This window comes from Polaromonas sp. P1_F9 (assembly GCF_056405615.1).
Map to the genome: position 1 here is coordinate 762,050 of NZ_JBFUBT010000004.1, position 23,821 is coordinate 785,870.

General features: G+C 63.3%; 26 protein-coding genes. 14 read left to right on the forward strand and 12 right to left on the reverse strand.

Annotated elements, in window-relative coordinates:
- Positions 1 to 4: 4 nt before the first annotated feature.
- Positions 5 to 610 carry a hypothetical protein gene (locus AC1DYR_RS14990; RefSeq protein ID WP_477705778.1) on the reverse strand — a complete coding sequence of 202 codons (606 nt, stop codon included), beginning with the start codon at positions 608 to 610 and terminating at the stop codon, positions 5 to 7.
- Positions 611 to 854: 244 nt separating this feature from the next.
- Between AC1DYR_RS14990 and AC1DYR_RS14995 the strand changes: the two genes are divergently transcribed.
- Positions 855 to 1,250, forward strand: a complete 396-nt coding sequence (locus AC1DYR_RS14995; RefSeq protein ID WP_477705779.1) for a TraR/DksA family transcriptional regulator — start codon at positions 855 to 857, stop codon at positions 1,248 to 1,250.
- 70 nt (positions 1,251 to 1,320) lie between these two features.
- Positions 1,321 to 1,782: a universal stress protein gene (locus AC1DYR_RS15000; protein WP_477705780.1), complete on the forward strand. Its 462-nt coding sequence runs from the start codon at positions 1,321 to 1,323 to the stop codon at positions 1,780 to 1,782.
- 202 nt (positions 1,783 to 1,984) lie between these two features.
- Here AC1DYR_RS15000 and AC1DYR_RS15005 read toward each other — a convergent pair whose 3' ends face one another.
- Positions 1,985 to 2,944, reverse strand: coding sequence for a LysR family transcriptional regulator (locus tag AC1DYR_RS15005; RefSeq protein WP_477705781.1), 960 nt, complete (start codon positions 2,942 to 2,944; stop codon positions 1,985 to 1,987).
- 86 nt (positions 2,945 to 3,030) lie between these two features.
- Between AC1DYR_RS15005 and AC1DYR_RS15010 the strand changes: the two genes are divergently transcribed.
- The 3 genes from AC1DYR_RS15010 to AC1DYR_RS15020 all read left to right on the forward strand — a co-directional run bounded on the left by AC1DYR_RS15010 (position 3,031) and on the right by AC1DYR_RS15020 (position 5,031).
- The gene (locus AC1DYR_RS15010; protein ID WP_477705782.1) at positions 3,031 to 3,669 is read left to right on the forward strand and encodes a DsbA family protein; all 639 of its coding nucleotides are present in this window, start codon (positions 3,031 to 3,033) and stop codon (positions 3,667 to 3,669) included.
- Positions 3,670 to 3,737: 68 nt separating this feature from the next.
- Complete coding sequence (locus AC1DYR_RS15015) at positions 3,738 to 4,637, forward strand: MBL fold metallo-hydrolase (protein WP_477705783.1); 900 nt, start codon at positions 3,738 to 3,740, stop codon at positions 4,635 to 4,637.
- A 4-nt stretch (positions 4,638 to 4,641) separates the two neighbouring features.
- Positions 4,642 to 5,031 (forward strand): nuclear transport factor 2 family protein, encoded by a 390-nt coding sequence (locus tag AC1DYR_RS15020; protein WP_477705784.1) that lies wholly within the window; start codon positions 4,642 to 4,644, stop codon positions 5,029 to 5,031.
- Between the two features lie 76 nt (positions 5,032 to 5,107).
- Here AC1DYR_RS15020 and ssb read toward each other — a convergent pair whose 3' ends face one another.
- Together ssb and AC1DYR_RS15030 are read right to left on the reverse strand one after the other, a co-directional pair.
- Positions 5,108 to 5,599, reverse strand: coding sequence for a single-stranded DNA-binding protein (gene ssb, locus AC1DYR_RS15025; protein ID WP_477705785.1), 492 nt, complete (start codon positions 5,597 to 5,599; stop codon positions 5,108 to 5,110).
- Between the two features lie 22 nt (positions 5,600 to 5,621).
- Entirely contained in the window at positions 5,622 to 6,854 is a 1,233-nt protein-coding gene (locus AC1DYR_RS15030; RefSeq protein ID WP_477705786.1) for an MFS transporter, read from the reverse strand.
- 209 nt (positions 6,855 to 7,063) lie between these two features.
- Between AC1DYR_RS15030 and uvrA the strand changes: the two genes are divergently transcribed.
- Both uvrA and AC1DYR_RS15040 read left to right on the forward strand, forming a co-directional pair.
- On the forward strand, positions 7,064 to 10,102 hold the full coding sequence (gene uvrA, locus AC1DYR_RS15035; protein WP_477705787.1) for an excinuclease ABC subunit UvrA: 3,039 nt from the start codon (positions 7,064 to 7,066) through the stop codon (positions 10,100 to 10,102).
- Between the two features lie 64 nt (positions 10,103 to 10,166).
- Positions 10,167 to 11,096: a DMT family transporter gene (locus AC1DYR_RS15040; protein ID WP_477705788.1), complete on the forward strand. Its 930-nt coding sequence runs from the start codon at positions 10,167 to 10,169 to the stop codon at positions 11,094 to 11,096.
- Here the strand turns inward: AC1DYR_RS15040 and AC1DYR_RS15045 are convergent.
- The gene (locus AC1DYR_RS15045; protein ID WP_477705929.1) at positions 11,086 to 12,534 is read right to left on the reverse strand and encodes an MFS transporter; all 1,449 of its coding nucleotides are present in this window, start codon (positions 12,532 to 12,534) and stop codon (positions 11,086 to 11,088) included. The genes AC1DYR_RS15040 and AC1DYR_RS15045 overlap by 11 nt on opposite strands.
- A gap of 163 nt (positions 12,535 to 12,697) precedes the next feature.
- Between AC1DYR_RS15045 and AC1DYR_RS15050 the strand changes: the two genes are divergently transcribed.
- Positions 12,698 to 13,600 carry a LysR family transcriptional regulator gene (locus AC1DYR_RS15050; protein ID WP_477705789.1) on the forward strand — a complete coding sequence of 301 codons (903 nt, stop codon included), beginning with the start codon at positions 12,698 to 12,700 and terminating at the stop codon, positions 13,598 to 13,600.
- Between the two features lie 105 nt (positions 13,601 to 13,705).
- On the opposite strand, the gene pyrF is transcribed toward AC1DYR_RS15050, so the two are convergent.
- A complete protein-coding gene (gene pyrF / locus AC1DYR_RS15055; RefSeq protein ID WP_477705790.1) occupies positions 13,706 to 14,545 on the reverse strand; it encodes an orotidine-5'-phosphate decarboxylase in 840 nt (279 codons plus the stop codon).
- Between the two features lie 269 nt (positions 14,546 to 14,814).
- Here pyrF and AC1DYR_RS15060 point away from each other — a divergent pair, with 269 nt between their 5' ends.
- From AC1DYR_RS15060 to AC1DYR_RS15070, 3 genes are all read left to right on the forward strand, one after another.
- Positions 14,815 to 15,639, forward strand: coding sequence for a cupin-like domain-containing protein (locus tag AC1DYR_RS15060; protein WP_477705930.1), 825 nt, complete (start codon positions 14,815 to 14,817; stop codon positions 15,637 to 15,639).
- Between the two features lie 21 nt (positions 15,640 to 15,660).
- On the forward strand, positions 15,661 to 16,440 hold the full coding sequence (locus AC1DYR_RS15065; protein WP_477705791.1) for a hypothetical protein: 780 nt from the start codon (positions 15,661 to 15,663) through the stop codon (positions 16,438 to 16,440).
- Positions 16,441 to 16,674: 234 nt separating this feature from the next.
- A complete protein-coding gene (locus AC1DYR_RS15070; RefSeq protein WP_477705792.1) occupies positions 16,675 to 17,565 on the forward strand; it encodes a DMT family transporter in 891 nt (296 codons plus the stop codon).
- Positions 17,566 to 17,718: 153 nt separating this feature from the next.
- Here AC1DYR_RS15070 and AC1DYR_RS15075 read toward each other — a convergent pair whose 3' ends face one another.
- The 3 genes from AC1DYR_RS15075 to tsaB are packed head-to-tail and all read right to left on the reverse strand — an operon-like array spanning position 17,719 to position 19,726.
- The gene (locus tag AC1DYR_RS15075; RefSeq protein WP_477705793.1) at positions 17,719 to 18,498 is read right to left on the reverse strand and encodes a uracil-DNA glycosylase family protein; all 780 of its coding nucleotides are present in this window, start codon (positions 18,496 to 18,498) and stop codon (positions 17,719 to 17,721) included.
- A complete protein-coding gene (rimI, locus tag AC1DYR_RS15080) occupies positions 18,495 to 18,974 on the reverse strand; it encodes a ribosomal protein S18-alanine N-acetyltransferase (RefSeq protein WP_477705794.1) in 480 nt (159 codons plus the stop codon). The genes AC1DYR_RS15075 and rimI overlap by 4 nt, the downstream gene beginning before the upstream one ends.
- The gene (tsaB, locus tag AC1DYR_RS15085) at positions 18,971 to 19,726 is read right to left on the reverse strand and encodes a tRNA (adenosine(37)-N6)-threonylcarbamoyltransferase complex dimerization subunit type 1 TsaB (RefSeq protein ID WP_477705795.1); all 756 of its coding nucleotides are present in this window, start codon (positions 19,724 to 19,726) and stop codon (positions 18,971 to 18,973) included. Before tsaB ends, rimI begins: the two co-directional genes overlap by 4 nt.
- Before the next feature lie 176 nt (positions 19,727 to 19,902).
- Between tsaB and dacB the strand changes: the two genes are divergently transcribed.
- From dacB to cutA, 3 genes are all read left to right on the forward strand, one after another.
- Positions 19,903 to 21,408, forward strand: coding sequence for a D-alanyl-D-alanine carboxypeptidase/D-alanyl-D-alanine endopeptidase (dacB, locus tag AC1DYR_RS15090; RefSeq protein WP_477705796.1), 1,506 nt, complete (start codon positions 19,903 to 19,905; stop codon positions 21,406 to 21,408).
- On the forward strand, positions 21,405 to 21,668 hold the full coding sequence (locus AC1DYR_RS15095; RefSeq protein WP_457282398.1) for a SemiSWEET transporter: 264 nt from the start codon (positions 21,405 to 21,407) through the stop codon (positions 21,666 to 21,668). The genes dacB and AC1DYR_RS15095 overlap by 4 nt, the downstream gene beginning before the upstream one ends.
- Before the next feature lie 149 nt (positions 21,669 to 21,817).
- The gene (gene cutA / locus AC1DYR_RS15100; protein WP_477705797.1) at positions 21,818 to 22,315 is read left to right on the forward strand and encodes a divalent-cation tolerance protein CutA; all 498 of its coding nucleotides are present in this window, start codon (positions 21,818 to 21,820) and stop codon (positions 22,313 to 22,315) included.
- Here the strand turns inward: cutA and AC1DYR_RS15105 are convergent.
- The 3 genes from AC1DYR_RS15105 to AC1DYR_RS15115 form a co-directional block, all read right to left on the reverse strand.
- On the reverse strand, positions 22,285 to 22,773 hold the full coding sequence (locus AC1DYR_RS15105; RefSeq protein WP_477705798.1) for a glutaredoxin domain-containing protein: 489 nt from the start codon (positions 22,771 to 22,773) through the stop codon (positions 22,285 to 22,287). The two genes, cutA and AC1DYR_RS15105, sit on opposite strands and share 31 nt — an antisense overlap.
- Before the next feature lie 78 nt (positions 22,774 to 22,851).
- On the reverse strand, positions 22,852 to 23,475 hold the full coding sequence (locus tag AC1DYR_RS15110; protein WP_477705799.1) for a LysE family translocator: 624 nt from the start codon (positions 23,473 to 23,475) through the stop codon (positions 22,852 to 22,854).
- Positions 23,476 to 23,514: 39 nt separating this feature from the next.
- Positions 23,515 to 23,802 carry a hypothetical protein gene (locus AC1DYR_RS15115; protein ID WP_477705800.1) on the reverse strand — a complete coding sequence of 96 codons (288 nt, stop codon included), beginning with the start codon at positions 23,800 to 23,802 and terminating at the stop codon, positions 23,515 to 23,517.
- Between the last annotated feature and the right edge of the window lie 19 nt (positions 23,803 to 23,821).

Consider the following 23,821-nt stretch of genomic DNA (forward strand, 5'->3'; position numbering starts at 1 on the left):
CACCCTATTTTTTCGGACCTGAGTCTGCGCCCTTGTCCGCTGCCTGCTTGCTGGCTTCGGCCGACTCCTGCGCAGCTTTTTCCGCGCTTCTCAATGCATCCTGCGTTGCCTTCATGGCTTTCAGCGTTTCTGCCTGATCGGGCTGGCCTGACTTGCGCAGCGCTTCCTCGGCGCGCCCCGATGCCGCGCGCACGGCAGACGCAGCCCGTCGGGCCGCTTCGGCAGCTTTAGCCGTCAATTTCTTCATGCTGTCGGTTGCGGTGGCGGAGGCTTTCTCGGCTTTCTCGCGAGCCCTTCTTGCGGCTTCGTCTGCTTTGAGCGCCTGTTCCCGGATATTTGCGGCGGCCCGTTGCGAAGCATCCTGGGCGGCGGTTTCAGTCAACTGCAGCGTGAGCTTGACCAGGTCTGCCGCTGCACGCGCGGAATCGGCCGCCTCTTGCGCGGCCTTTTGTGCAGCCGCCTTTGAACGCGCGGCCACACCCACCGGCGCACTGGAGGCCCCGGCAGGCACCTGGGCCTTTTCAGGGGCCTGGGCCCGGGCGTCACCTGCCGCGTAGCCCATGGCGCTTGCGGCAAAGGCGGCGGCCATCACAAAAGTTTGGATATTCACGGTGGGCCTTTTAACGAAGTTGGGGTCACCCATGATGGCCAGATCGGGCGGCAAAGCATTTGACCTGGCGCAACTGGCGTGCAATCGCGTTTTCATACCGGATTGGAAGCGCGATTTTCAACGCCGAAGGGCACGGCCCCTGGTTCATCCCTGCTTGCGCCAGATCAACACCGACTTGCTGAAGCAGCATGAAAATCACGGCTGGAGCAGACACAAAGATCATCCACTTTTTTCAGGCCTCTTCATGAAGCACTACGACAATTCACTTGCAGGACACTTCGGCAACATCCTGGCCCGGCGCGAAGCCGAATTAAGGGCCGCCCTGGATACCGGCAGTCATGAGGAACTCGCAGCCGAAGAAGCCGGCAATGCAGAGGTGCGGGACTTCAAGGACCTGGCCGAGCGGGAGTTGCAGTTCGACATGGCGGCCCTGGATGCGGCGCGCGTCACGGAAGAACTGGCCCAGGTGCTTGCTGCCCGCCGCCGCCTCCAGGAGGGTCATTACGGCCAATGCACGGAATGCAGCAAACCGATTGACCTGCGCCGCCTGGAAGCCCTGCCGGCCGCAGCGCTCTGTTTGACCTGTCAGACCGCCGGCGAAGAAACATCGGCCGTCCATCACAAATCAATCCGCACTTGACCAGTATCAACATCCGGATCCCAAAAATCGCCACCATGGATGACGTTTCAACTCACATGAGGCATTCACCATGTTCAAGCGAATTCTGATTCCCGTGGACGGCAGCGACACCTCCAACAAGGCCCTTATCGCCGGCTTGGCGCTGGCGCGGGAGACCAGCGCCAGCGTACGGTTGCTGCACGCCTTCAATGAGGCGGCTTACCTGGGTGGAGTCGACCCCTATGGCACCTATTCAGCCGATCTGGTCGGCATGATGCGCGAAAGCGGCGCCAAAATCCTGACGGATGCGACGGCCATCGCCGAGTCGGCCGGGGTCACGGCAAGCCAGATACTTTGCGATGAACCGGGCAAACGACTGGGAGAGTCGGTGGCCGAGGCGGCCAGGCTCTGGAATGCCGATCTCATCGTGGTCGGCTCCCACGGCCGGCGCGGACTGGGACGGGTGCTGCTGGGCAGTGGCGCCGAGCAGATTCTGAGGCTGGCGCCGGTGCCTGTGCTGGTCGTCCGCGATGCGCCCTCGGCGCAGGCATAAACGAAAATAGTTGCTTGCGTACGTCGGTCGCGCGCAAGCAGCTATCAAAACGATAGCAATTTCCCATAACGAGATATCGTCGCCCATGCCGTCAAAGCCACTGGCGACCTTGGCTGCCGGGGCCTGCTCTGAACCCCCTGTCGGATGCCCGGTCCCCTGTGTGGCCCCCCCGGACCATTCCCACCACGCGACAGGCCGGGCGTCAGCTTTCATTTGACGCGCTGGCGGCCTGCCGTTGTTGTTCTCTGTCTGCCAGCAAGTCGACAAAGGCACGGACCTTCGCGGGACGAAAGCGCGCGGCCGGAAACACGGCATGGATACCGCCCGAAGGCAGGCGCCATTGCGGCAGGACCTGGATGAGACGGCCGGCCGCAAGATCATCCGCTACCGAATAGTCCGGGAGCACCGACAGCCCCGCGCCCTGGCACACGGCTTCGCGCACGGCGAGTGTGGCATCGAGAAAAATTGAGGCCTGCACGTTCACGACCTGACGTTCGAACTCGTTCAGCGAGAAGTTCCATGTGAGGTGATCACGCAAGGCAGTGTTGGCGATGAAGGGCAGATTGGCTATGTCTTGCGGATGGGCAAGCTGCGCCACTTGTGGCTTCATGGCCGGCGACGCTACGAGCAATTGCCGGAAGGAGCCTATTTTTCTCGCCTGCAGGCTGGTTTCAGCCAGCCAGCCCACACGGATCGCCAATTCGATGTTGCCGGACATGAGGTCCAGCGTCTGGTCGCTGAGAATTGCGTCGACCTTGCACGCGGGGTAGCGCTGGGTGAAGGCCGCAATGGCCGGCACCACGATGCCGACGCCATAGTCGAAGGGCGCGGTGAGCCGCAGCATGCCAGAGGGCTCTGCGGATGTCTCGGCCAGATCGTCGAAGGCGTCCCCGGCCTCGCGCAGGATCAGCGCGCAACGCAGGTAGAAGGCTTGCCCCAGTTCGGTGGGCTGCACCTTGCGTGTCGTGCGGACGAGCAGCGATGTCCGGAATTCGCGCTCCAGCCGCGCAACCTGCTGGCTGACCACCGCCTTGGTGATCCCCAGACGATCCGCAGCCGCTGTGAAGGAGCCGGTTTCCACCACTGCCGCAAAGTAGGCCAGGCGCCTCAGGTTTCCCAACCCACCGAGGCCGCCTTCGTCTTGATTGTTTGCTTTAAGCATACATTGTGTTTATCAGAGATGTCTTTAACAGTCAATGGATAGCGCCTACGATCACGATCAGTGAGCAAAAAAACGCCAGAACCCCCATGACCAAGACTCTCCATTACCTGTTCGACCCGCTGTGCGGCTGGTGCTACGGCGCCATGCCGGCGCTCTCGGCATTGGCTGAAACTCCCGCTGTCCACATCGAACTGCTGCCGACCGGGCTGTTCGCGGGCGAGGGCGCACGACCCATGAACAGTGACTTCGCCGCCTATGCCTGGTCCAACGACCAGCGCATTGAGCGCCTGACGGGGCAGCGCTTCACCGAGCTGTATCGCGAGCGGGTTCTCGGTGACCGCCAGCGGCTGTTTGACAGCGCCCCCGCCACGGTGGCGCTGACGGCCGTGTCATTGACGGCGCCGGATCGGGAACTGGAAGCCCTCAAGGCGATCCAGAATGCGCGCTACGTGGATGGCAAGGACACGACCTCACTGGAAACGCTGGCCGGCGTGCTGCGCGGGCTCGGCCTCGAGCAGGCCGCCGCAATGGTGACGCAGCCCGATGAAGATATTGTCGCAGCCAACCGGGCCCGCATGGACCGCGCACAGGGCTTGATGCGGGAGTTCGGCGCGCAGGGCGTGCCCACCTTGATTGCCGAGTCGGGCGCCAAGCGCTGGATCGTGAATCACGCGGCTTTCTATTCCAACCCGCGTGCGCTGATCAGTGAACTGGAAGCCGTCTGATTCCGGCGGCAGCCCCTGCCACCCTCATCTCCGCAATCCCTTTTGAGTTACCGTTAGAAAGAAAAACCATGACAACACGAAGAGAAGCAATCAAAACTGTAGCCGGCGCGGCTGTCGCGACGGCCATCTTAGGAGTGAAAAGCGCTATGGCTGCAAATACCAACCTGACCTGGAAACATTTCCCCGCCGGCGAACACGGATTCTTCCGCGCCCCGGTGCTGATCTCCGGCGAACGTGAGGCTGTCCTCATCGACGGGGGCTTTACGCTTCCCGACGGCAAGGCATTGGCCGAGGCCATCAAGGCCACCGGCAAAAAACTCACGACCATCTACATCAGCCAGAGCGATCCCGACTACTACTTCAGCCTGGCCCCCATCAAGGCAGCGTTCCCCTTGGCTAAGGTGATCGCCGCACCGGCGACGATAGCGGCCATCAAGGGCAACGTGGAAAAGAAACTGGCAACCTGGGGCCCCCAACTCAAGGAAAACGGCCCACAGGCGCTGGCGGACATCGTGATGCCCGAAGCCTTCGACGGCCGCAGCCTCACCCTGGAAGGTCAGGCCATCGAGATCACCGATGCGGATGGCTTGGCCAACCGCCGCTACATCTGGGTGCCTTCGCTGAACGCCATCTTTGGCGGCGTGTTGCTTTTCTCTGGCGTTCACGTGTGGACCGCCGACACACAAGGCGCCGAGAGCCGTGCCGCATGGGTGAAGGCGCTTGACGCCATGGCTGCGCGCAAACCCGCCGTGGTGGTTCCCGGTCACATGGCGGTCTCGGCGGCGGTGGACGCAAGCGCGATCAAATACACGCGCGACTACCTTGTTGCTTTCGAGGAAGAGCAGGCCAAGGCCGCGGACAGCGCCGCCCTTATCGCGGCGATGACCAAGCGTTATCCGAACGCCAGCATGGGCGTGGCCCTGCAGATCGGCGCCAAAGTCGCCAAGGGCGAGATGAAGTGGGGCTGAAGCCATGATGTCGAATATCGACATCGTCCGTGCCCATTACGCGGCGTCGGCCCAGGGAAACGTCAACGAGATGATGGCCCATGTCTCGCCCCAGGTGCGCTGGACCGAGATGGCGGGCTTTCCCTGCGCGGGTACCTGGGTCGGGCCTCAAGCGGTTGTCGACAACGTCTTTGCCGTGCTGGGCAGGGACTGGATCGGTTATCGCTTCGAACTGCAAAGCCTCATCGACGGTGGTGACCACATCCTCGGGGTGGGGGCCTACCACGGCACTTACCGCGCCACGGGAAAGGACATGCAGGCCCGTGTGGCCCATGTCTGGCACCTGCAGGACGGGAAGGTCGTGGCCTTCGAGCAGTTCACGGACACGCTGCTTGTCCGTCAGGCGATGAGCTGATCATCCGGGCGCCTGCAAACGAAAAGCCCACTCTCCTTTCGAAGAATGGGCCTCCATCGACAAAGACGGTTCGTATTTAGAACGGGATATCGTCGTCCATGTCGTCAAAGCCGCTGGCGGCCTTGGCGGCCGGAGCCGGGCGCGGTGCGGCGGCCGGTGGACGTGCAGCAGGTGCGGACTGGCGCGGCGTTTCATAACCGCCACCGTCATCACCGCCAGGGCCGCCCATGCCCTGACGGCTGCCGAGCATCTGCATCTGGTCGGCGCGGATTTCCGTGGTGTACTTTTCCTGGCCGTCCTTGTCGGTCCACTTGCGCGTGCGCAGGCTGCCTTCGACATAGACCTGCGAGCCTTTGCGCAGGTACTGGCCGACGATTTCAGCCAGACGGCCGTTGAACACCACGCGGTGCCATTCGGTGGCCTCCTTCATTTCACCCGTCTGCTTGTCCTTCCACTTGTCAGTGGTGGCAATGGTGACGTTGGCGACCTGGTCACCGCTGGGGAAGCTGCGCATTTCGGGGTCCCGGCCCAGATTGCCGACGACGATGACTTTATTGACGGATGCCATGAGGTGTTCTCCTGATCGATCTTCAGAGTTTAACTGGCTGGGCTGCCGGTGTACCAGCATCGCCCGAAACGGCTGCCGCCTGCCGGCCCGGCGCCTTCATGGGCCAGGCGACTACCAACCAGACAAGCATCAGGCAGCCGCACAGCAGAAAAAGCCCGCTGGATCCATGCGTTTTGGTGATCCAGCCGCCGACGGCTCCGCCGGCAAAAAACCCCAGCGATTGCAAGGTGTTGTAAACCCCCAGCGCCGCGCCGCGGGCATGGGCTGGCGCCACCCGGGAGGCCAGGCTGGGCTGGGTGGCCTCCAGGACGTTGAAGCCGCAAAAAAACAGGAACAGCAGCACGGCCAGGATGCCCAGGCCGGGCGGCGCCGAGGTAGACGAGGCCACCGAGAGCAAGCCCAGCTGAACCAGCAAGATCAGGCCGACAGCCCCCAGGAACACGGCACGCAGGTAGCCCCGTTTTTCCAGGGGAAACAGTGTGGCTCCCATCACCCCAAAAGAGGCCAGCACCGCCGGCAGGTAGACCTGCCAATGCGCGGCCTTGTCGAGCCCGGCATTCACCAGCAAAGCCGGGATCGCCACCCACATGGCCAGCTGCACGGCATGCAGCACGAACACGCCGAAATTCAGCCGCAGCAGCGCGGTGTCCTTCAGCACCTCCGCCACGCTGCCGCGCGGCCGGTTGACGTGCTCCACCGGTTCGGGTGGCACCCACCAGACGACCACGGCAATGCCGCCCAGTGCCAGTGCGCCAGTCAGGGCAAACAGCCCGTGCAGGCCGATAGCGCCGGCGAGCAGGGGTGCGGCCAGCAACGAAAGCGCAAACATCAGGGCAATGCTGCCGCCCACCAGCGCCATGGCCTTGGTACGCACTTCGTCGCGGGTGGAGTCGGCCAGCAGCGCCGTAACGGCAGCCGAAATGGCCCCCGCCCCCTGCAACGACCGGCCGGCGATCAGCCAGTTCAGGTCGGGCGCCCAGGCGGCGATCAGGCTGCCCAGCGCAAAAATGACCAGGCCGGAAATAATGACACGCTTGCGCCCCCACCAATCCGAGGCGATCCCAAAAGGAATTTGCAGGATGCCCTGCGTCAGGCCGTAAATACCCATGGCCAGGCCAATCCGGGCCGGGTCATCGCCCCCCGGGTATTTGGCCGCCTCCAGCGCAAACACCGGCAGCACCAAAAAGAGGCCGAGCATGCGCAGCGCAAAGATCGAAGCCAGCGAAACGCTGGCGCGCCGCTCGGTAGCGGTCATTGGAAACGACATGGGGGCTGTAGGCGCAGTCAAGGGGATTAAAAGGGCAAAAATGGCCAAAAAATAGCTAAAAAGCTCCGGAACAGGGCAAAAACCCGGGATTGACCGACTGCGAGCGGCAAGCCCGGCAGCCCCTGGCTTGCCCAACCGGCTATTGTGCTTGAAACGGTGCTTCGGTCTATGATGGAGAGTTTTGCGGCTGGCACATCTTGAACTCTCCTGACGACAGCAAATACCTTGCCAAAGCGCTTGCGGCCCAGCGGATCAGCATCCGCGGGGCGCGCACGCACAACCTTAAAAATATCGATCTCGATATTCCGCGCAACCAGCTGGTGGTGATCACCGGGCTGAGCGGTTCGGGCAAGTCGTCTCTCGCCTTTGACACGCTGTACGCCGAAGGCCAGCGCCGCTACGTTGAGAGCCTCTCCACCTATGCGCGGCAGTTCCTGCAGCTCATGGACAAGCCCGACGTGGACATGATCGAAGGCCTGTCGCCTGCGATCTCCATCGAACAGAAGGCCACCTCGCACAACCCGCGCTCCACCGTGGGCACGGTCACTGAAATCCACGATTACCTGCGCCTGCTGTTTGCGCGGGCCGGCACGCCCTATTGCCCGAACCACGACCTGCCGCTGCAGGCCCAAAGCGTCAGCGAGATGGTCGACACGGTGCTGGCGCTGCCCGAGGACACCAAGCTGATGATCCTGGCGCCGGTGGCGCGCGACCGCAAGGGCGAGTTCGTGGACGTGTTTGCCGAGATGCAGTCGCAAGGCTATGTGCGCTTCCGCGTCGACGGCACGGCCTATGAGTACGACGACCTGCCCAAGCTCAAGAAAACCGAAAAACACAACATCGATGTGGTGATTGACCGCATCAAGGTGCGCGCAGACCTGCAGCAGCGCCTGGCCGAAAGCTTTGAGGCCGCGCTGCGCCTGGCCGACGGCAAGGCGATCGCCATGGAAATGGACACCGCCAAAGAGCACCTCTTCAGCGCAAAGTTTTCCTGCCCCGTCTGCGACTATTCGCTGAGCGAAATGGAGCCGCGGCTCTTCTCTTTCAACTCGCCCGTCGGCGCCTGCCCCACCTGCGACGGTCTGGGTCATATGGAATTTTTCGACCCGGCGCGCGTGGTGGCCTTCCCGTCGCTGAGCCTGGCCAGCGGCGCCGTCAAGGGCTGGGACCGGCGCAATGGCTACTACTTCTCGATGCTGGAAAGCCTCGCAAAACATTACAAGTTCGACATCGACGCTGCCTTTGAAAACCTGCCCGACACCGTGCGGCAAGTTGTCCTGTATGGCTCGGGCGAGGAAGAAATCAAGTTCAGCTATGTGATGGATTCGGGCAACTTTGCCGGCAAGAAGATCGCCAAGAAGCATCCCTTCGAAGGCGTCATCACCAACTTTGAGCGGCGCTACCGCGAAACCGATTCTGCCGCCGTGCGCGAGGAACTGGCGCGCTATCGCAGCGTGCAGCCCTGCCCTGACTGCGAGGGCACGCGCCTGCGTACCGAGGCGCGCCACGTGTACCTGGTGAGCGCGCCTGAAGACGGCGTTGACGCATCGGTGCCCGATGGCACCAAGCCTGGGCGCAAGGCGATCTATGAAATCAGCCACTCAACGTTGCGCGAGAGCTTCGAGTATTTCAACGCGCTGAAGATGCAGGGCGCCAAGGCCGAGATTGCGGCCAAGGTAGTGCGCGAGATTGGCCTGCGCCTGAAGTTCCTCAACGACGTGGGCCTTAATTACCTCAGCCTGGACCGCAGCGCCGAGACACTCTCGGGTGGCGAGTCACAGCGCATACGCCTGGCCTCGCAGATCGGCTCGGGCCTGACGGGCGTGATGTATGTGCTCGACGAACCCAGCATCGGCCTGCACCAACGCGACAACGACCGCCTGATCGGCACGCTCAAGCATTTGCGCGACATCGGCAACAGCGTGCTGGTGGTCGAGCACGACGAAGACATGATCCGCGCGGCTGACCACGTCATCGACATGGGGCCGGGTGCCGGCATCCACGGCGGGCGCGTGATGGCGCAAGGCACGTTTGACGAAGTCAAGAACAACCCCGACTCGCTCACGGGCCAGTACCTGGCGCAAACGCTGAAGATCGCCGTGCCCAAACACCGCACGCCCTGGCTGCCGACGGTCAAAGCCGTGGAAGCGGCAGAGAAAAAGAAAGCCTCGCGCTTTCCGCAGAGCCCAGCCGCAGAGCGCCGCGCCGCGCGCGAAGCCATTCACCAGGCCACGTTGGGCGACATGCAGGCTCTGCGCGTCATCAACGCTACCGGCCACAACCTGAAGGGCGTGAGCGTCGAATTCCCGGTAGGCCTGCTCACCTGCGTGACCGGCGTCTCTGGCTCCGGGAAGTCCACACTGGTGAACGACACGCTGTATGCCGCTGTGGCGCGCACGCTGTACCGCGCCCATGAAGAGCCGGCTCCGCATGAAGCCATTGAAGGCATTGAGCATTTCGACAAGGTGATCAATGTCGACCAGTCGCCCATCGGCCGAACGCCGCGCAGCAACCCGGCCACCTACACCGGCCTCTTCACGCCGATCCGCGAGCTGATGGCCGAGATGAACACGGCAAGGGAGCGCGGCTACGGCGCCGGAAGGTTCAGCTTCAACGTGGCCGGCGGCCGCTGCGAAGCTTGCCAGGGCGACGGCGTGGTCAAGGTCGAAATGCACTTCCTGCCCGACGTGTATGTGCCCTGCGATGTCTGCAAAGGCATGCGCTACAACCGCGAGACACTGGAAGTGCAGTACAAGGGCAAGAACATCGCACAGATCCTGGATCTGACCGTCGAGGTGGCCGCCGAGTTCTTCAAGGCCGTGCCGACGATTGCGCGCAAACTGCACACCCTGCTCGACGTGGGTCTTTCCTACATCCAGCTGGGCCAGGCCGCGACCACGCTCTCGGGCGGCGAGGCGCAGCGCGTCAAACTCGCACTGGAATTGAGCAAACGCGACACCGGCCGCACGCTGTACATCCTCGACGAACCGACGACCGGCCTGCACTTTGCCGACATCGACCTGCTACTCAAGGTGCTGCACCAGCTGCGCGACGCAGGCAACACGATTGTGGTGATCGAGCACAACCTCGACGTCATCAAGACGGCCGACTGGCTGATCGACATGGGACCGGAGGGTGGTGCCGGCGGCGGCACGGTGGTGGGTGTCGGCACACCGGAAGACATCGCTGCCAACCCGGCCAGCCATACTGGGCGATACCTGGCGCGCCTGCTCTGAGTTTCCCTGCCACGTCCAGGCGCCTGCCGCGTCCGGCGCGGTCTTCTTTTCACGGGATCCCGGTTTGTACAGCTCCACGTTTTTCACCCAGCGCAAAGTGGTTTTCCTGCTGGCCTCTTTGTGCTGCTTGCTGTGGGGCAGCGCCTACCCGGCCATCAAGAACGGCTATGCGCTGTTTCATATCGCCGCCAACGACATTCCCTCCAAGCTGGTGTTCGCGGGCTGGCGCTTTATTTTTGCTGGCCTGGTGCTGCTGGTATTTGCGGCGATCAGCAAGAAGCCGGTGTTCAACCTGGATCGCCGCACCTTCGGCCAGGTGGCGCTGGTGGGACTCACGCAAACAAGCCTGCAATATGTGTTCTTCTACATCGGCCTGGCGTACGCCACCGGCGTGAAGAGCTCGATCATGAATGCAACGGGCACCTTCTTCAGCGTGCTGCTGGCGCATTACATCTACAAGAATGACCGGCTCAGTTTCAACAAGGTCCTGGGTTGTGTAGTGGGTTTTGCCGGCGTCATGGTGGTGAACTTCAGCGACGGCCTGCTGGCTTTCGACTTCACGCTGCTCGGCGAAGGTTTTGTGGTGATCGCCGCCTTTGTGCTGTCGGCCGCCAGTATTTACGGCAAGAAGGTGTCGCAGCGCGTGGACTCGGTGGTGCTGACCGGTTGGCAACTGGCCATAGGCGGCCTGGCGCTGCTGCTTATCGGTTTTGCCAGCGGCGGCACGCTATCGGGCTTCACGCTCAAGTCCACATTGCTGATGGTGTACCTCGTGGTACTGTCGTCGGCCGCGTTTTCGCTGTGGACGACTTTGCTGAAGTACAACCGGGTCAGCATGATCACCGTGTTCAATTTCATGATACCTATTTTTGGGACACTGCTGTCGGCGGTGTTTCTGGATGAGCGCTTCCTGGAGTGGAAAAACGGCCTGGCCTTGTTACTGGTTTGTTATGGGATCTGGCTGGTGACGAAAGAAGAGAAGGCTACCGGCTGAGCCTGGGTTTTGCGCGCACGCGGCTCCCGACAGCGATGGCGATTGCGACGACAACCAGCACCGACGCAACCGCGAATGTGGCCTGCATGCCGGTGGCAACGGCCCCGGCACCCGCGGTCGTGATGTCGGTTGCCGCCGAGGCGAACGCGAACACGGCGCCCATCGCGGAGGCACCGGTCATGAGGCCCAGGTTGCGCGACAGGTTAAGCATGCCGGAAATGACACCCCGCTGGTCTGAAGGAATATCCGTCATGACAGCCGTATTGTTGGCGGCCTGGAACAGCTGATAGCCGGGGGTCAGGATGAAGATGGCAGCCACGTAGCCCGCAACACCGAACATCGCAGGGAGCGCGGCCAGGGCCGCTGCGCCCGTGGCTACAGCGATGAGTCCAGCGACGGCCATGAGCGGCACACCCAGGCGGTCGACCATGCGACCGGCCGGAACGCCGCTCAATGCTGAAATGACGGGGCCGACCGACATGACGATGCCGACCAGCGCGGCGTTGAGGCCGAGGGCGCGGGACAGGTAAAACGGCCCGACGACAAGTGTCGCCATCATCACGGTCGCAATGAGCGTATTCATGCAAAGGTTTGCACTTAAGCCTGGGGCGCGGAACATCGCGAGCCGAACCAGCGGGGATTTCGCTTTCGACTCGACGAGCACGAAGAAGCCGGCGCCGACGACAGCCGTCAGCAGCAGCGCCATGTTGAGTGGACCGAAATGACCGCGCCCCGTTGTCATGGCCAAGGCGTAGGCCGCGAGTGTCAGGGCCAGCAGCAGCGTGCCCAGGTGATCAAAGCGGGGGTGATCCGCCTTCCGCTCCTTGCGGTCAGCAGGCAAGTAGCGACGCGCCAGGAAAAAAGTCAGGATACCCAGCGGTACGTTGACGAGAAAAATGGCCTGCCACCCCGATACGGCGATCAGGACACCGCCCAGCGATGGCCCCAGCGCGGTGCCGACCGCGGACATCGTTCCGAGCAGCCCCATGGCACTGCCGGTTCTGGCCTTCGGAACCGCCTCGCCAACAAACGCCATGGTGAGCGCCATCATCACGGCCGCCCCCAGGCCTTGCACAGCCCGGGCGGCAACCACCAGCCAGAGCGTGGGCGCGATGGCACACAGGACCGAGGCCACCGAGAACAGGAAGATGCCAGCCAGCAGCAAGCGCTTTCGGCCCATCAGGTCCCCCATCCGTCCGGCACTGACGATCAGGGCGGTGATGGACAGCAGGTAAGCCAGGACCACCCACTGCACTTCCTGAAAAGAGGCGTTGAACGCCTGAGCCAGCGCCGGCAAACCCACGTTGGCGATGCTGGTGCCGAGCGAGGACAGCAGCATGGACAGCGAAAGACTGGCCAGCACCCATCGGACCGATGGCGCCGGTCCCGTGTTGGCGTTTTTTGATAGGCAGGTGGGCGTAAGGGGAGTGATCAAGATAGTCCAGTGTGCAAGTGGGTAAAGCGGTAATGCGGTTGTGGCTCCCCGAAATGGAGCTCTTTGGGAGCGTAGTTCTTTACCTGACATGGCGGAAGACGCATCATTTGCACTTTATAAGTGCATTTAACGCCATGTCATGGCCAATTTGCGCTATGGTCGATGCATGGCTGCGCCCGATTTCAACCTTCTTGTCACCCTGGATGTGCTGCTCGCGGAAGGCAGCGTGGCGGGCGCAGCCCGGCGCCTGCGGCTGAGCCCGTCAGCGATGAGCCGGGCGCTGGCCCGATTACGCGAAACGACCGGCGACCCGCTGCTGGTCAGGGCTGGACGCGGCCTCGTTCCCACACCGCGCGCCGTCGAACTCCGTGAGCGCGTCAGTCAGCTTGTGCAAGACGCAGAAGCGGTGCTGCGCCCCGCCAAAAAGCTCAAGCTCAAACAGCTGGTCCGCACGTTCACGCTGCGCACGCGCGAAGGTTTTGTGGAGAACTTCGGGCCGGAGCTTATTGCGCGCGTTGCGAATGAAGCACCCGGCGTACGGCTGTGCTTCGTACAGAAGCTTGACAAGGACAGCACGCCGCTTCGCGACGGGACCGTCGACCTGGAAACAGGCGTGGTGGGAAAAACAGCGGCACCGGAGCTGCGCGTGCAAGCCTTGTTCCGGGACCGGTTCATCGGCGTCGTGGGAATGGGGCACCCGCTGGCCGAGGGCGAGATCACGCCCGCCCGCTACGCCGCCGGCCGGCATATCGACGTCTCGCGACGGGGCCAGGGCAAGGGGCCGGTGGATGAAGCCTTGCACCCGTTCGGGCTCGAAAGGGAGATCGGCACCATCGTCGGCGGCTTTGCGGCGGCACTGGCACTGGCCCGGTCTTCCGACCTGATCGCCACGGTTCCCGAACGGCACACCGGGAACCTGCGCGCCGGAATGCACAGTTTTCCGCTTCCGGTTTCTACACCGGTGATCACGGTGTCGTTGCTCTGGCATCCACGGCTGGATGCGGATCCGGGGCATCGGTGGCTGCGGGGGTGTGTTCGGGAGGTTTGCGCAGGGCTGCCCCTCGCCTGATCGAGTGGTTGGTAATGTTGTGGCCGCACTTTTTCTGAGAGCTGCTGGCCGGGGTAGCCCGGCCAGTAACTCTCAGAAGAGCCCCACCGCCCGCGCAGGAAAAAACTACGCCTTTAACGCCTCACCCCGCGCCGCCTCCAGCACATCCCGAGTCTTCACCGCCTCGCGCCGCGCAGCTTCGGCAAAATCATCCGCCGAAGAGGCATAAATAATCGCGCGCGACGAGTTCACGATGATGGGAGCGCCGGCTCGCCAGCCCGCCTTCACAGTCGCCACCGCATCGCCACCCTGCGCCCCCACACCCGGAATCAGCAGAGGCAAGGTAGGCGCCACCGAACGCACCCGCTCGATCTCCGCCGGGTACGTCGCTCCCACCACCAGCCCCAGCTGGCCATTGAGGTTCCAGGGACCTTGCGCCAGGCGCGCCACATGCTCGTACAGCAGTGGCTGGCCTTCAATCGAGGCGAAGCGCTGGTTCTGCAGGTCGTCGCCGCCGGGGTTGGAGGTGCGGCACAGCAGGAAGGCGCCCTTGCCTTCGTACTTCAAATACGGTGCCACCGAGTCAAACCCCATGAAGGGCGAGAGCGTCACCGCGTCGGCACCGTAGCGCTCAAAGGCTTCCTTGGCATATTGCTCCGCCGTGCTGCCGATGTCGCCACGCTTGGCGTCCAGGATGATGGGCACTTGCGGCGCCACGCGGCGCATGTGTTCCATCAGGCGTTCAAGCTGGCCTTCGGCGCGGTGTGCGGCGAAGTAGGCGATTTGTGGCTTGAAGGAAATCACCAGGTCGGCAGTGGCGTCAACAATCGCCGCGCAGAAATCGTAGATCTTGTTGGCGTCGCCCCTGAGCTTGCCGGGGAATTTCGTGGGTTCAGGGTCCAGGCCGACGCAGAGCATGGAGCGGTTCTGGCGTTCTGCGACGCCCAGCATGTCGAGAAAAGTCATGTCCCATTTTAAGCTCCACGATCTCCGCAGCTTGCGCCGCGCCCCCTGGGGGAGACCCCTTGTATGCCAAACGCACGACTGTCTCCAGGGGCTACCTGTCTGGCGTTTACACGATGCAACAAAAAACAGGCGCTAGCGTCATGAGGATTTCACAGTGAATTTTTACGATCACCGCATTGCAAGTGCTGGAGGTCGTTGTGAATTTGCGGATCAGTCAAGGCGAATGCCCGCTGGGAATACCTCGTTCCAGGCTCGGGGCTGTGCCAGAGATGGTGTCTCCCCGGGGGCATGAGTGGGTCGGTCATGGCCCTGTCGTTTTGCGGGGCATGGGGCGCAACTGGGCAGCGCTGGAGCGTTGGACATTTCAACACCTTGCCCGTCTGGGTGGGGCCAGGCCTGTGACCTTGGTGGTGGGGAATCGGGAGAAGTCCAGTACCCGGTTTGTGACGTCCACACTTGACCGCTATGTGGCACAGCTGGAGTTGCAGACAGCCACACAGGGAGAAGGCTCGCATATCGGCTACCTCAAAGAGTTCGATCTGCTCAAGGAGATACCCTCATTGCGCCAGGACGTGCAGCAAGACGCATTATTCCCGCCGGGCAACATCGTCTCCAGCAGCGCATGGATTGGCCCGCAAGGCGCCCACACGGGATTGCATTACGACTTGCTGGACAACCTGGCGGTGCTCACGCGCGGAGTCAAACGCTTTTACCTGGCCCGCCCCGGCACCGTGGAGCACTTGGGTGCGATGTCGAAGAAGTATGACCGCTGGGCCAAACTGGCATCGGTGGGCATGCGCGGCCTGGCGCAAAGCGATGTGCCGGCAGACGCACTGTTTGCTGTCGATCTGTACCCGGGTGATGCCATCTACGTGCCTCATGGCTGGTGGCATGAGGTGGTGAATTTGCAAGCCAGCATTTTTCTGAGCGGATTTTTCGGCAACAAGGCCCGGGTCACCCGGCTGTGGCTCGCCACAGGTGCTGTGCAGCTGATGCATGACTTCCAGCCATTGGGTACTCGCAATTGCGCCTGCCACCCAGGAACCGCACGCCCGGCACCAGCCCGTGATGTTCCGGGCAATCAACTCCTTTAACACCCACGCATACCGTTACCCATGACAACCCAACCGACCATCAAAAAGCGCAGCTACATCACCCGCAATTTGCGTATCGGCGATATTCCGTCCTTGCTGGATCTGGAGCGCAAGCAATGGACGCAAGAGCAGCAAGCCACCGCAGAAGACTTTCGATCACGCATTGCCGCGCATCCCGATTTGAGCGGGGGTGCATTTTGCGCAGAAACGGGCGAATTGCTGGCATCGGTGTTTTGCAAGCCCACCACAGAGGCAGAGTGGGTCAACCCGGGCGACTGGCAAAAGAGTGCCGCCCTGGACGGCAAGGGGCCGAAGAACAAGCACGCCTCCCGCTGCCTGTTTGGCATCAGCCTGACCAGCGTGGATGCCGGTGCGGCCTTGCAGCTGATCGCATTTAACTATCTGTATGCGGTCAAATGTGGCACTCGTGAAGTGTTTCTGGGCTCTCCCATGCCCGGGCTCAAGCGTCATTTGCAACGAAAACCAGGCGCATCGGTAGAGGCTTATGCACGGACTACGCGGGCCGGTTTGCCGGTTGATCCACAGCTGCGCTACTACCACGGCAAGGGGTTTTGTCAGGTTGTGGCCGTGCGTGAGAACTACTTCCCCCACGAAGCCTCGTGTGATTACGGCGCCATTCTGAAATCCAGGGTGCCGTATCCCTGGCTCACGCCGCTATTTCGCTGGACACCCGTCCCGGTGTTGAGGTCGCTTGCAGCACTGGCGCCGCGCTACGCCATTCCAGAAGACGACGGGGTGCCCGCACGAACAGAGTCTGCCGCTGAGCCAGAGGCGGCGTAGCAATTCAACCTGTGTTGCGTAGCCATGCCAGACCCAGCTCACTGCGCGTAGCGTGTTCCCCCTCAAGGGGGCGGCGCCTGGGGCTGGCGAAATACCTCCATCACTGGTCGCACCCACAGAACTCTTCAAGCCAGCATGAGCCGCGGAACCGGCTTTGCCGGGCCGCAGGCGGGCGGCCCCCTCGGGGGGCAGGAAGCTACACGAAGTGAGCGACCGTGGGGGCACAATAGTTCCATGCAACTCTCCCAACGCCAACTCATCCTGCTGGTTCTGCTCACCCTGGTCTGGGGCCTGAACTGGCCGGTGATGAAGCTGGGGATTGCGGACTTTCCGCCGCTGACGTTTCGGGCGATGTCGATCTGGCTGGGCATTCCGGTGCTGGGCATTGCCATGGTGGTACTGAAGGTGCCGTTTGGGGTGCCGCGGGGCAAGTGGCGTGAGCTCTTCTGGCTGGCGGCGGCGAACATGTTTGTCTGGCATGCACTGATCATCCTCGCCGTGAAAAACCTCAGCAGCGGGCGGGCGGCGATTCTGGGCTACACCATGCCGATTTTTTCGGCACTGCTGGGCGCGTGGTTTTTTGGCGCGAAGCTCAAGCCCCGCAACTGGCTGGGTGTGGCCGCCGCCGCGCTGGGCGTGGCGCTGCTGCTGTGGAATGAAATGACCAACCTGTCGGGCAGCCCCCTGGGTGTGCTGTGCGCGCTGGTGGCGGCCGCGGTGTGGGCGCTGGGCACGCAGCTGCTGCGCAAGACCACGATACCTGCCGCGACGCTGACGCTGTCGTTCTGGATGACGGTGATGACTGCCGTGATGCTGACCGTGTTGGGTGTCGTGTTTGAGATGCCGCAGTGGAAGGCACCTTCGCCCACGACCTGGGGCGCGATTCTTTACAACGCGGTGCTGATTTTCGGTTTTGCACACGCGGCGTGGTTCACGCTGGCGCGCGCGCTGCCGCCGGTGGCTTCCACGCTGAGCGTGATGATGATCCCCGTCCTCGGGGTGTTTTCAGGCGCTCTGGGCCTGGGCGAAGTGCTGCACTGGCAGGACTGGGCTGCCGTGGTGCTGATGGTGGTGGCGATTGCTTCAGTGCTGGCGCCCAGCCGCACAGTACCTGAAAAGGCCTGACGAAAATCAGCCGAGGGCGCTAGTACTGCCACCCGGAAGTAGCGAAACACAATGAAAGTGATGGATTCGCGCCCACGGCGAGGCGCAAGCCGCAGCGAAGGCTATACGCCTTCGCAAGGGTTGCAACGCTGCCATGGGTGCGAAGACGCGCTTTCATGTTTCGATACTTCCGGATGGCAGTACCAGACTCACGGCCAGGCACAGGTCGTCCCAGGCCTTGCCCTTGTCGGCCGGGTTGCGCAGCAAATAGGTGGCGTCGTAGGTCACGACCATGCGGGCTCCATGCAGGCTGTGCAATTGGCCGCGCTGTTTGCCGAAAGGCTCAGTCGATTGCAACACCGCCTGCGCGGCCAGGCGGCCCATGACGAGCACGACATCGGGCTGCGCGCTGGCCACCAGGGCGGGCAGCGCTTGGGGCAGGCCGGCGCCCGCACCGGATGCCGCCTGCCGGACCAGCGGCGCCAGCAGCACCATGCCGGCCTTGTGCAGGCGCGCAGCGCGCAGCATGTTGTCGAGCAGCTTGCCGGCATCGCCCTCAAAGGGGTTGAAAGGCTCCCGCTGCAGCGCAGCCGCCGGCGTTTCGGCCAGCACCAGCCAGCGGGCGCCTTCAGCATGGGCGGCGTCGGCGTACAGGGCTTGCGCGTCGGCCATGCGCCACGCAGCCGTTGGGCCGGGGGCAGCGGTTTCGCGCGCTTCGGCCTGCGGGCGAGCCGGCGCCTGCACGGGCCGCGCAACCTCTCGCGGTACAGCGGACGTGGAAGGCGCACCGATTTTTTGATCAAATTCACTTGCAACCGTCACTGGTCGTGCGCCAGCAGCTACCAAATCAATAGCAACAGCAACTTCAGCGGGCGCAGCGGCAACCGGCAGCCACACGCGCACACCCATTTCGCGCAGCATGGCGCGCTGGCGTTTGTCGAGATCCAGGCTCATAGCGCCAGGCTCATGACGACCGCATCTTCGCGCGCGGAAGCGCCGTCCGGGTAGTAGTTGCGGCGCGTGCCGACATGGCTAAAGCCGTAGCGTTCATAGATGGCCTTGGCCCGCACATTGCTCACGCGCACTTCCAGCCACAGCCACTGCGCGCCCTGCCCGCGGGACCAGAGGGCCAGCGCATCCAGCATGATGCGGGCCCAGCCCTGGCGCTGGTGCTCGGGGGCCACGGTGATGTTGAGCAGGTGTACTTCGTCAACACCCTTCATGGCCACAAAATAGCCCAGCAGCACGGCGCCCGGCGCATTGCCGGCGGTGAGCAGTTGCGCCTGGTAGCCGGCGTTGAGCGAATCGTTGAAATTGCCGTGCGTCCAGGGGTGGTCATACGCGGTCTTTTCCACGCGCACCACCTCATCCAGCCATGCAGGTGTCATGGCTTCGAACTGGGCTTCGAGGGGCTTGAGGATGGCGTTCATGAAAGGGGTGGGGCGGCCGCCAGTTTGGCGGCCTTGACCTGGTCGCGCTCTTCGGTGGTCAGCGCTACTTTATCGCGAACGTAGAGCGGCAGGGCGAGGTCGGCGCTGACGCATTGCCCGGCAGCAGCCAGCTGCGGCGCCAGGCGCAGCATGGCGGTGGCGGTGGGCAGGGTCTCGGCCTGTGCAAATGCCGCAAGGCTGCCCGGCAAACGTCCGGCGTATACCGCAAAAACATTGCCCGCGAACAAGCCGGCCGCAGCGTCCGGCACCAGGTTTTCAGGCCGGGCCAGCCCGCATTCGCCCAGCGCCCGGCAGTGCCCGCCGCCGAATTCAAAACCCTGCACATACATTTCGTCCATGCGGGCGTCCAGCAGCGCCATCACCCGCAGGGGTTGCATCGAGGCACCGTCACGCTGGAAGCGTGCCTCTTCCGCCACAGCCATCAAGGTGTCGACAGGCAACACAGGAATGCCGGCGCCCTGGTTGGCGCCCAGCGCCAGGCCTTGCGCCACCGCGCAGGCGGTGCGCAGGCCGGTAAAGGAGCCGGGGCCGCGCCCGAAGGCGATGGCATCCAGCTCGCCCAGCGCCAGGCCGGCGTCGGCCAGCAGCGCCAGGATGGCGGGAATCAGCGTGGTGGAAGCCTGCGCGCCGCCCGGGCCACTGTGTTGCCAGACGCGCGCACCGTCGGTCAGCGCCACGGACATGCGGTCGGTGCTTGTATCAAAAGCGAGGAATTTCACAAATTCAGGCATTAAATCGGGCTTCAGCCCTTATATAGCAAGCGCGAGAAGCTATTAAATTGATAGCAATATACGGACACCCGGAGGCTGCGGCCGATGGGTAAGCCCTGATTATCCGCGCCAACGGCCCGCCACCCCCGCACCCACCGGCAGCGCCTTGCAAAACGCTCAACCGCGATAATCCCCGCATGACCCACGACTTGCTGCGCCCGCGCACGACACACACTGTTGCGCTGGCTGCCCTGGCGGCCATGGCAGCCCTGGCCGCGAGCCCTGGCCTGGCACAAACCGCACGCCTGCCGGCCCCGATTGAAAAAGCCCTGGTGCGCGCCAGGGTGCCGCGCGATGCGGTGTCCATGCTGGTGGTGGAAGCCGGCAGCGGCAAACCGGTGCCGCGCCTGAGCTGGCGCGCCGATGTGCCGATGAACCCTGCCTCCGTCATGAAACTGGTGACCACGTATTCGGCGCTCGACGCGCTGGGCCGCGACTTCACCTGGAAGACAAAGGTGATACTGGACGGCAGCACCTCGGGCGGCCTGCTCAACGGCAACATGGTGGTGCAGGGCGGCGGCGACCCCAAGCTGGTCGTTGAGCGCCTGCAGGCCCTGCTGGCCGAGGTGCAGGCCGGCGGGGCGCGGGCGATCCGCGGCGACATCGTGCTGGACCGCAGCGCCTTCAGCGTGCCGCCCACCGACCCGGGCGAATTTGACGGCGAGCCGCTGCGGCCCTACAACGCCCGGCCCGATGCGCTGCTGATCAATTTCAAAACCATCGTGATGACCTTCACGCCGGACCTGCCCAACGGCCGTGCACTGGTGCGTTATGAGCCGCCGCTGGCAAGTGTGCAGGTGGGCGCGACGGTGCCGATCGTGCGTGTGGCGCGTTGCGGCGACTGGCGCAGCGAGCTGCGCGCCAGTGTTGAAAATCCCGTCAACATCGAATTCCTGGGTACCTATTCTTCGGCCTGCGGCGAAAAAGTGTGGCCCAGCGCCTATGCAGACCCCGCGAGCTTTGCGGCACGCGCCATCGAAGGGTCGTGGCGCCAGCTGGGCGGCCTGCTGACGGGAACGGTGCGCGACGCCACGCCGGCAGAGCTGGCCATGCTGCACAGGACCGGTACCCTCTCGGGCGAAAAGGCCGCAGTGCGGTTTGAATACCAGTCGCCGCCACTGCTGGAAATGGTGCGCGACGTCAACAAATACTCCAACAACATCATGGCCCAGCACCTCTTTTTGACACTTGGGCTTTGGGCCGGCCTGGGCCAGCCCAAAGCCGGCACGCTTGAATCCGCCCGCGCAGCGCTCACCGCCTGGTGGCGCAAAAGCCTGCCCGGCAGCACGCCCCCGCTGATGGACAACGGCTCGGGCCTGAGCCGCGAGGAGCGCATCAGTGCCGCCAGCCTGTCGGCCCTGCTGCAACACGCCGCCAAAAGCCCTTTTGCCGCTGATCTCGCCGATTCGCTGCCGGTGGCCGGCACCGACGCCACCATGCGCGAACGCGCCAGGCCGGTGGCCGGGCTGGCTTTCGTCAAGACCGGCTCGCTGCGCGACGTGACCGCGGTTGCCGGTTATGCCAATGGCAACAGCGGCGCACGCTACATCGTGGTGGGGCTGATCAACCACCCGAACGCGCCCGCAGCGCGCCCGGCACTGGACGCCATGCTGGAATGGGCCGTCAAGGAGGGCAAGCGATGAACGCAACAGACATCGTGGGCTTTCTGGCCGCCGTGCTGACCACGGCGAGCTTTGCGCCGCAGGCCTGGCTGACCTTTCGCAGCCGCGATGTCAGCGGCATTTCACTGGCGATGTATAGCGCCTTTACCGTTGGCGTGGCGCTCTGGCTGGCCTACGGCGTGCTGGCGGGCGCCTGGCCCATCGTGCTGGCGAACGCAGTCACGCTGGGCCTGGCGCTGGCCATTCTGGTGATGAAGCTGGTGTACGGACGCGGTGACTGAATAGCCCGGCGCCACATACACCCCGCGCGCGCAGGCACGGATGCTTTCATCGACGTGCCTGCAAGTTATCCCTGCCGCCTGTGGACAAGGCTGTTGATGGCGGCGGGACTTGTGGACAAAAACACCGCTTGGCGCGGCATTGCGCCACAATGCCCGAAATTTGGGCAAACGCCTGCCAGGCCCGGCAGGCTGAACCGGAGCAGCGCCATGGCTATCTTGAATCCATCCAACGCCGGGCCAGAAGCCGGCTACGGCGTGGTTCTGGCCACGGTTTCAACCGCCGGGCAGCCGAAAGCCTGGCCCGCCGGATCATCGACGCGCGGCTGGGCGCCTGCGTGCAGATCGAAGCCATCCAGAGCATTTACCGCTGGCAGGGCAGGGTGTGCAACGAGCCCGAGTTCCGACTGCTCATCAAGAGGCGGTACGCAAAGTTCGACGAGCTGGCGCGCTTTACCAGCGCACACCACAGTTACGACACACCGGAAATCGTTCAGCTTCCCATCACCGCCGGCTCGTCGGGCTATCTGCAATGGCTCGATGACAGCACAGGAGACCAGGCACGACTGCGCCTTGCTGGCACGCATGGAAAATTCCGGCCGGGTTTGACGCGGGCGCGCTATTTGCGGCCGGCAAAAAAAGCGTCGTAGGCCGGAGCGGAAAAGCCCTGTACGCGCTGTTCGCCCGCGACCAGAAGCGGCACGCCTTTGCCGCCGCCCGCTTGAACCAATGCGGTAATTCCGGCCTTGGTATCGATATCGACTTCCTGGTACGGGACACCCTTGCTTCCCAGGTAGGCTTTGGCCAGCTTGCAGTAGCCGCACCACACGGCGGAATACAACACCACTCCGGTGGTCGCAGCTGGAGGGGTTGCGGCAGCCTGCATCCTGCGCAATTGCTCAACATAAGAAGAGCTCGCTGCCGGCAAGGCGCTGGTGGGCAGGTTTTCAAATTTGAGCGTTTTCTGGATTCGCCCATCGGCTGGCGGCCGGTCGCTGTAAACGGTTTTCCCGTCGGGCCCAACAGACTTGTACAGCGTCTGGGCATTGGCAGTCCCCATTGAAAGCGCACCAAGAAGCAGAAGGACGCCAATGCGGAGTGATTTCATGAGAACGCTTCGGTCAAGTGACAGCAGCATAGCTGTGCAGGAGCACGGCCGGTTGCATCGCTTTTTTTAATGTTTGCATCAAACGCTGGCTTCGCGCACAGTAGCCGTCAGCAAGCCCAGGCCCAAAGCCCCGACCGCAACCGAGGCCACACGGTTGGCAACGTTGCGTGTGCGAGAGTACGCAGTGCGCACGCGCTGGCGCGAGAACAGGTAAGCCAGCAGCATGTGCCAGCACAGGGCGTTGAGCACAATCATGACGACCGCAGCCGTTTGCAAGGCGACGCTGGGAGCGGCCGGAAACGACGCGGCAAACACGCTGCTGAAAAAGAGCGCCGACTTGGGGTTGGTGACGTTGGTGAGAAACCCCAGGCGAAACGCCGCTGCCGATGACACCGCCGGGGCGCCATCGCCCAGTGCAAGGCCGCCCGAGCGCCAGAGTCGGCTGGCCACATAGAGCAGATAGAGGCCGCCGGCCACCTGCAGCACCAGGCGCAGACCCGGAAAGACCTGGAAGACGGCGTTGACGCCCAGCACCGCACAAAGCGCCCAGATGGCAGCCCCGGCCGTCACACCCAGCGCCGCGAACACCGCGCTGCGCGCCCGGTCGCTGGCCGCGAGCTGCGAGACCAGCAGCACGTTGGCGCCGGGGCTCATCATGGCCGCGACGTGGAGGAACCAGATGGCGAGGAGGATGGAGAGCATGGCTTACCTCTTGAGATTGGTGCGAGCCGGTGGTGCACTTCAAGTGTTTTCGTCACCCCTGGCTTCGTACTCTATGCCGCCCAGATACTTGAACATGAAGTTGTAAAGGGCGCAGCCGATGACCACAGAAAGATAGCCAAACACCAGATAGATGACCGGCATGAAGAGAAACATCAACATCGGCGGCGCGCCTTCCCCGCCGGAGGGTGTGAATGCCATCATGACCAGCATGAAGGGGAGCACGAACACCAGGGAACCCAGCGCCATGAGAACGCCGAAAACCTTGCCATTTTGGTGCGGAGAAAAACGTGAAACCTGTTGCTTCATGGTGTGGCGCCTCCCCGCG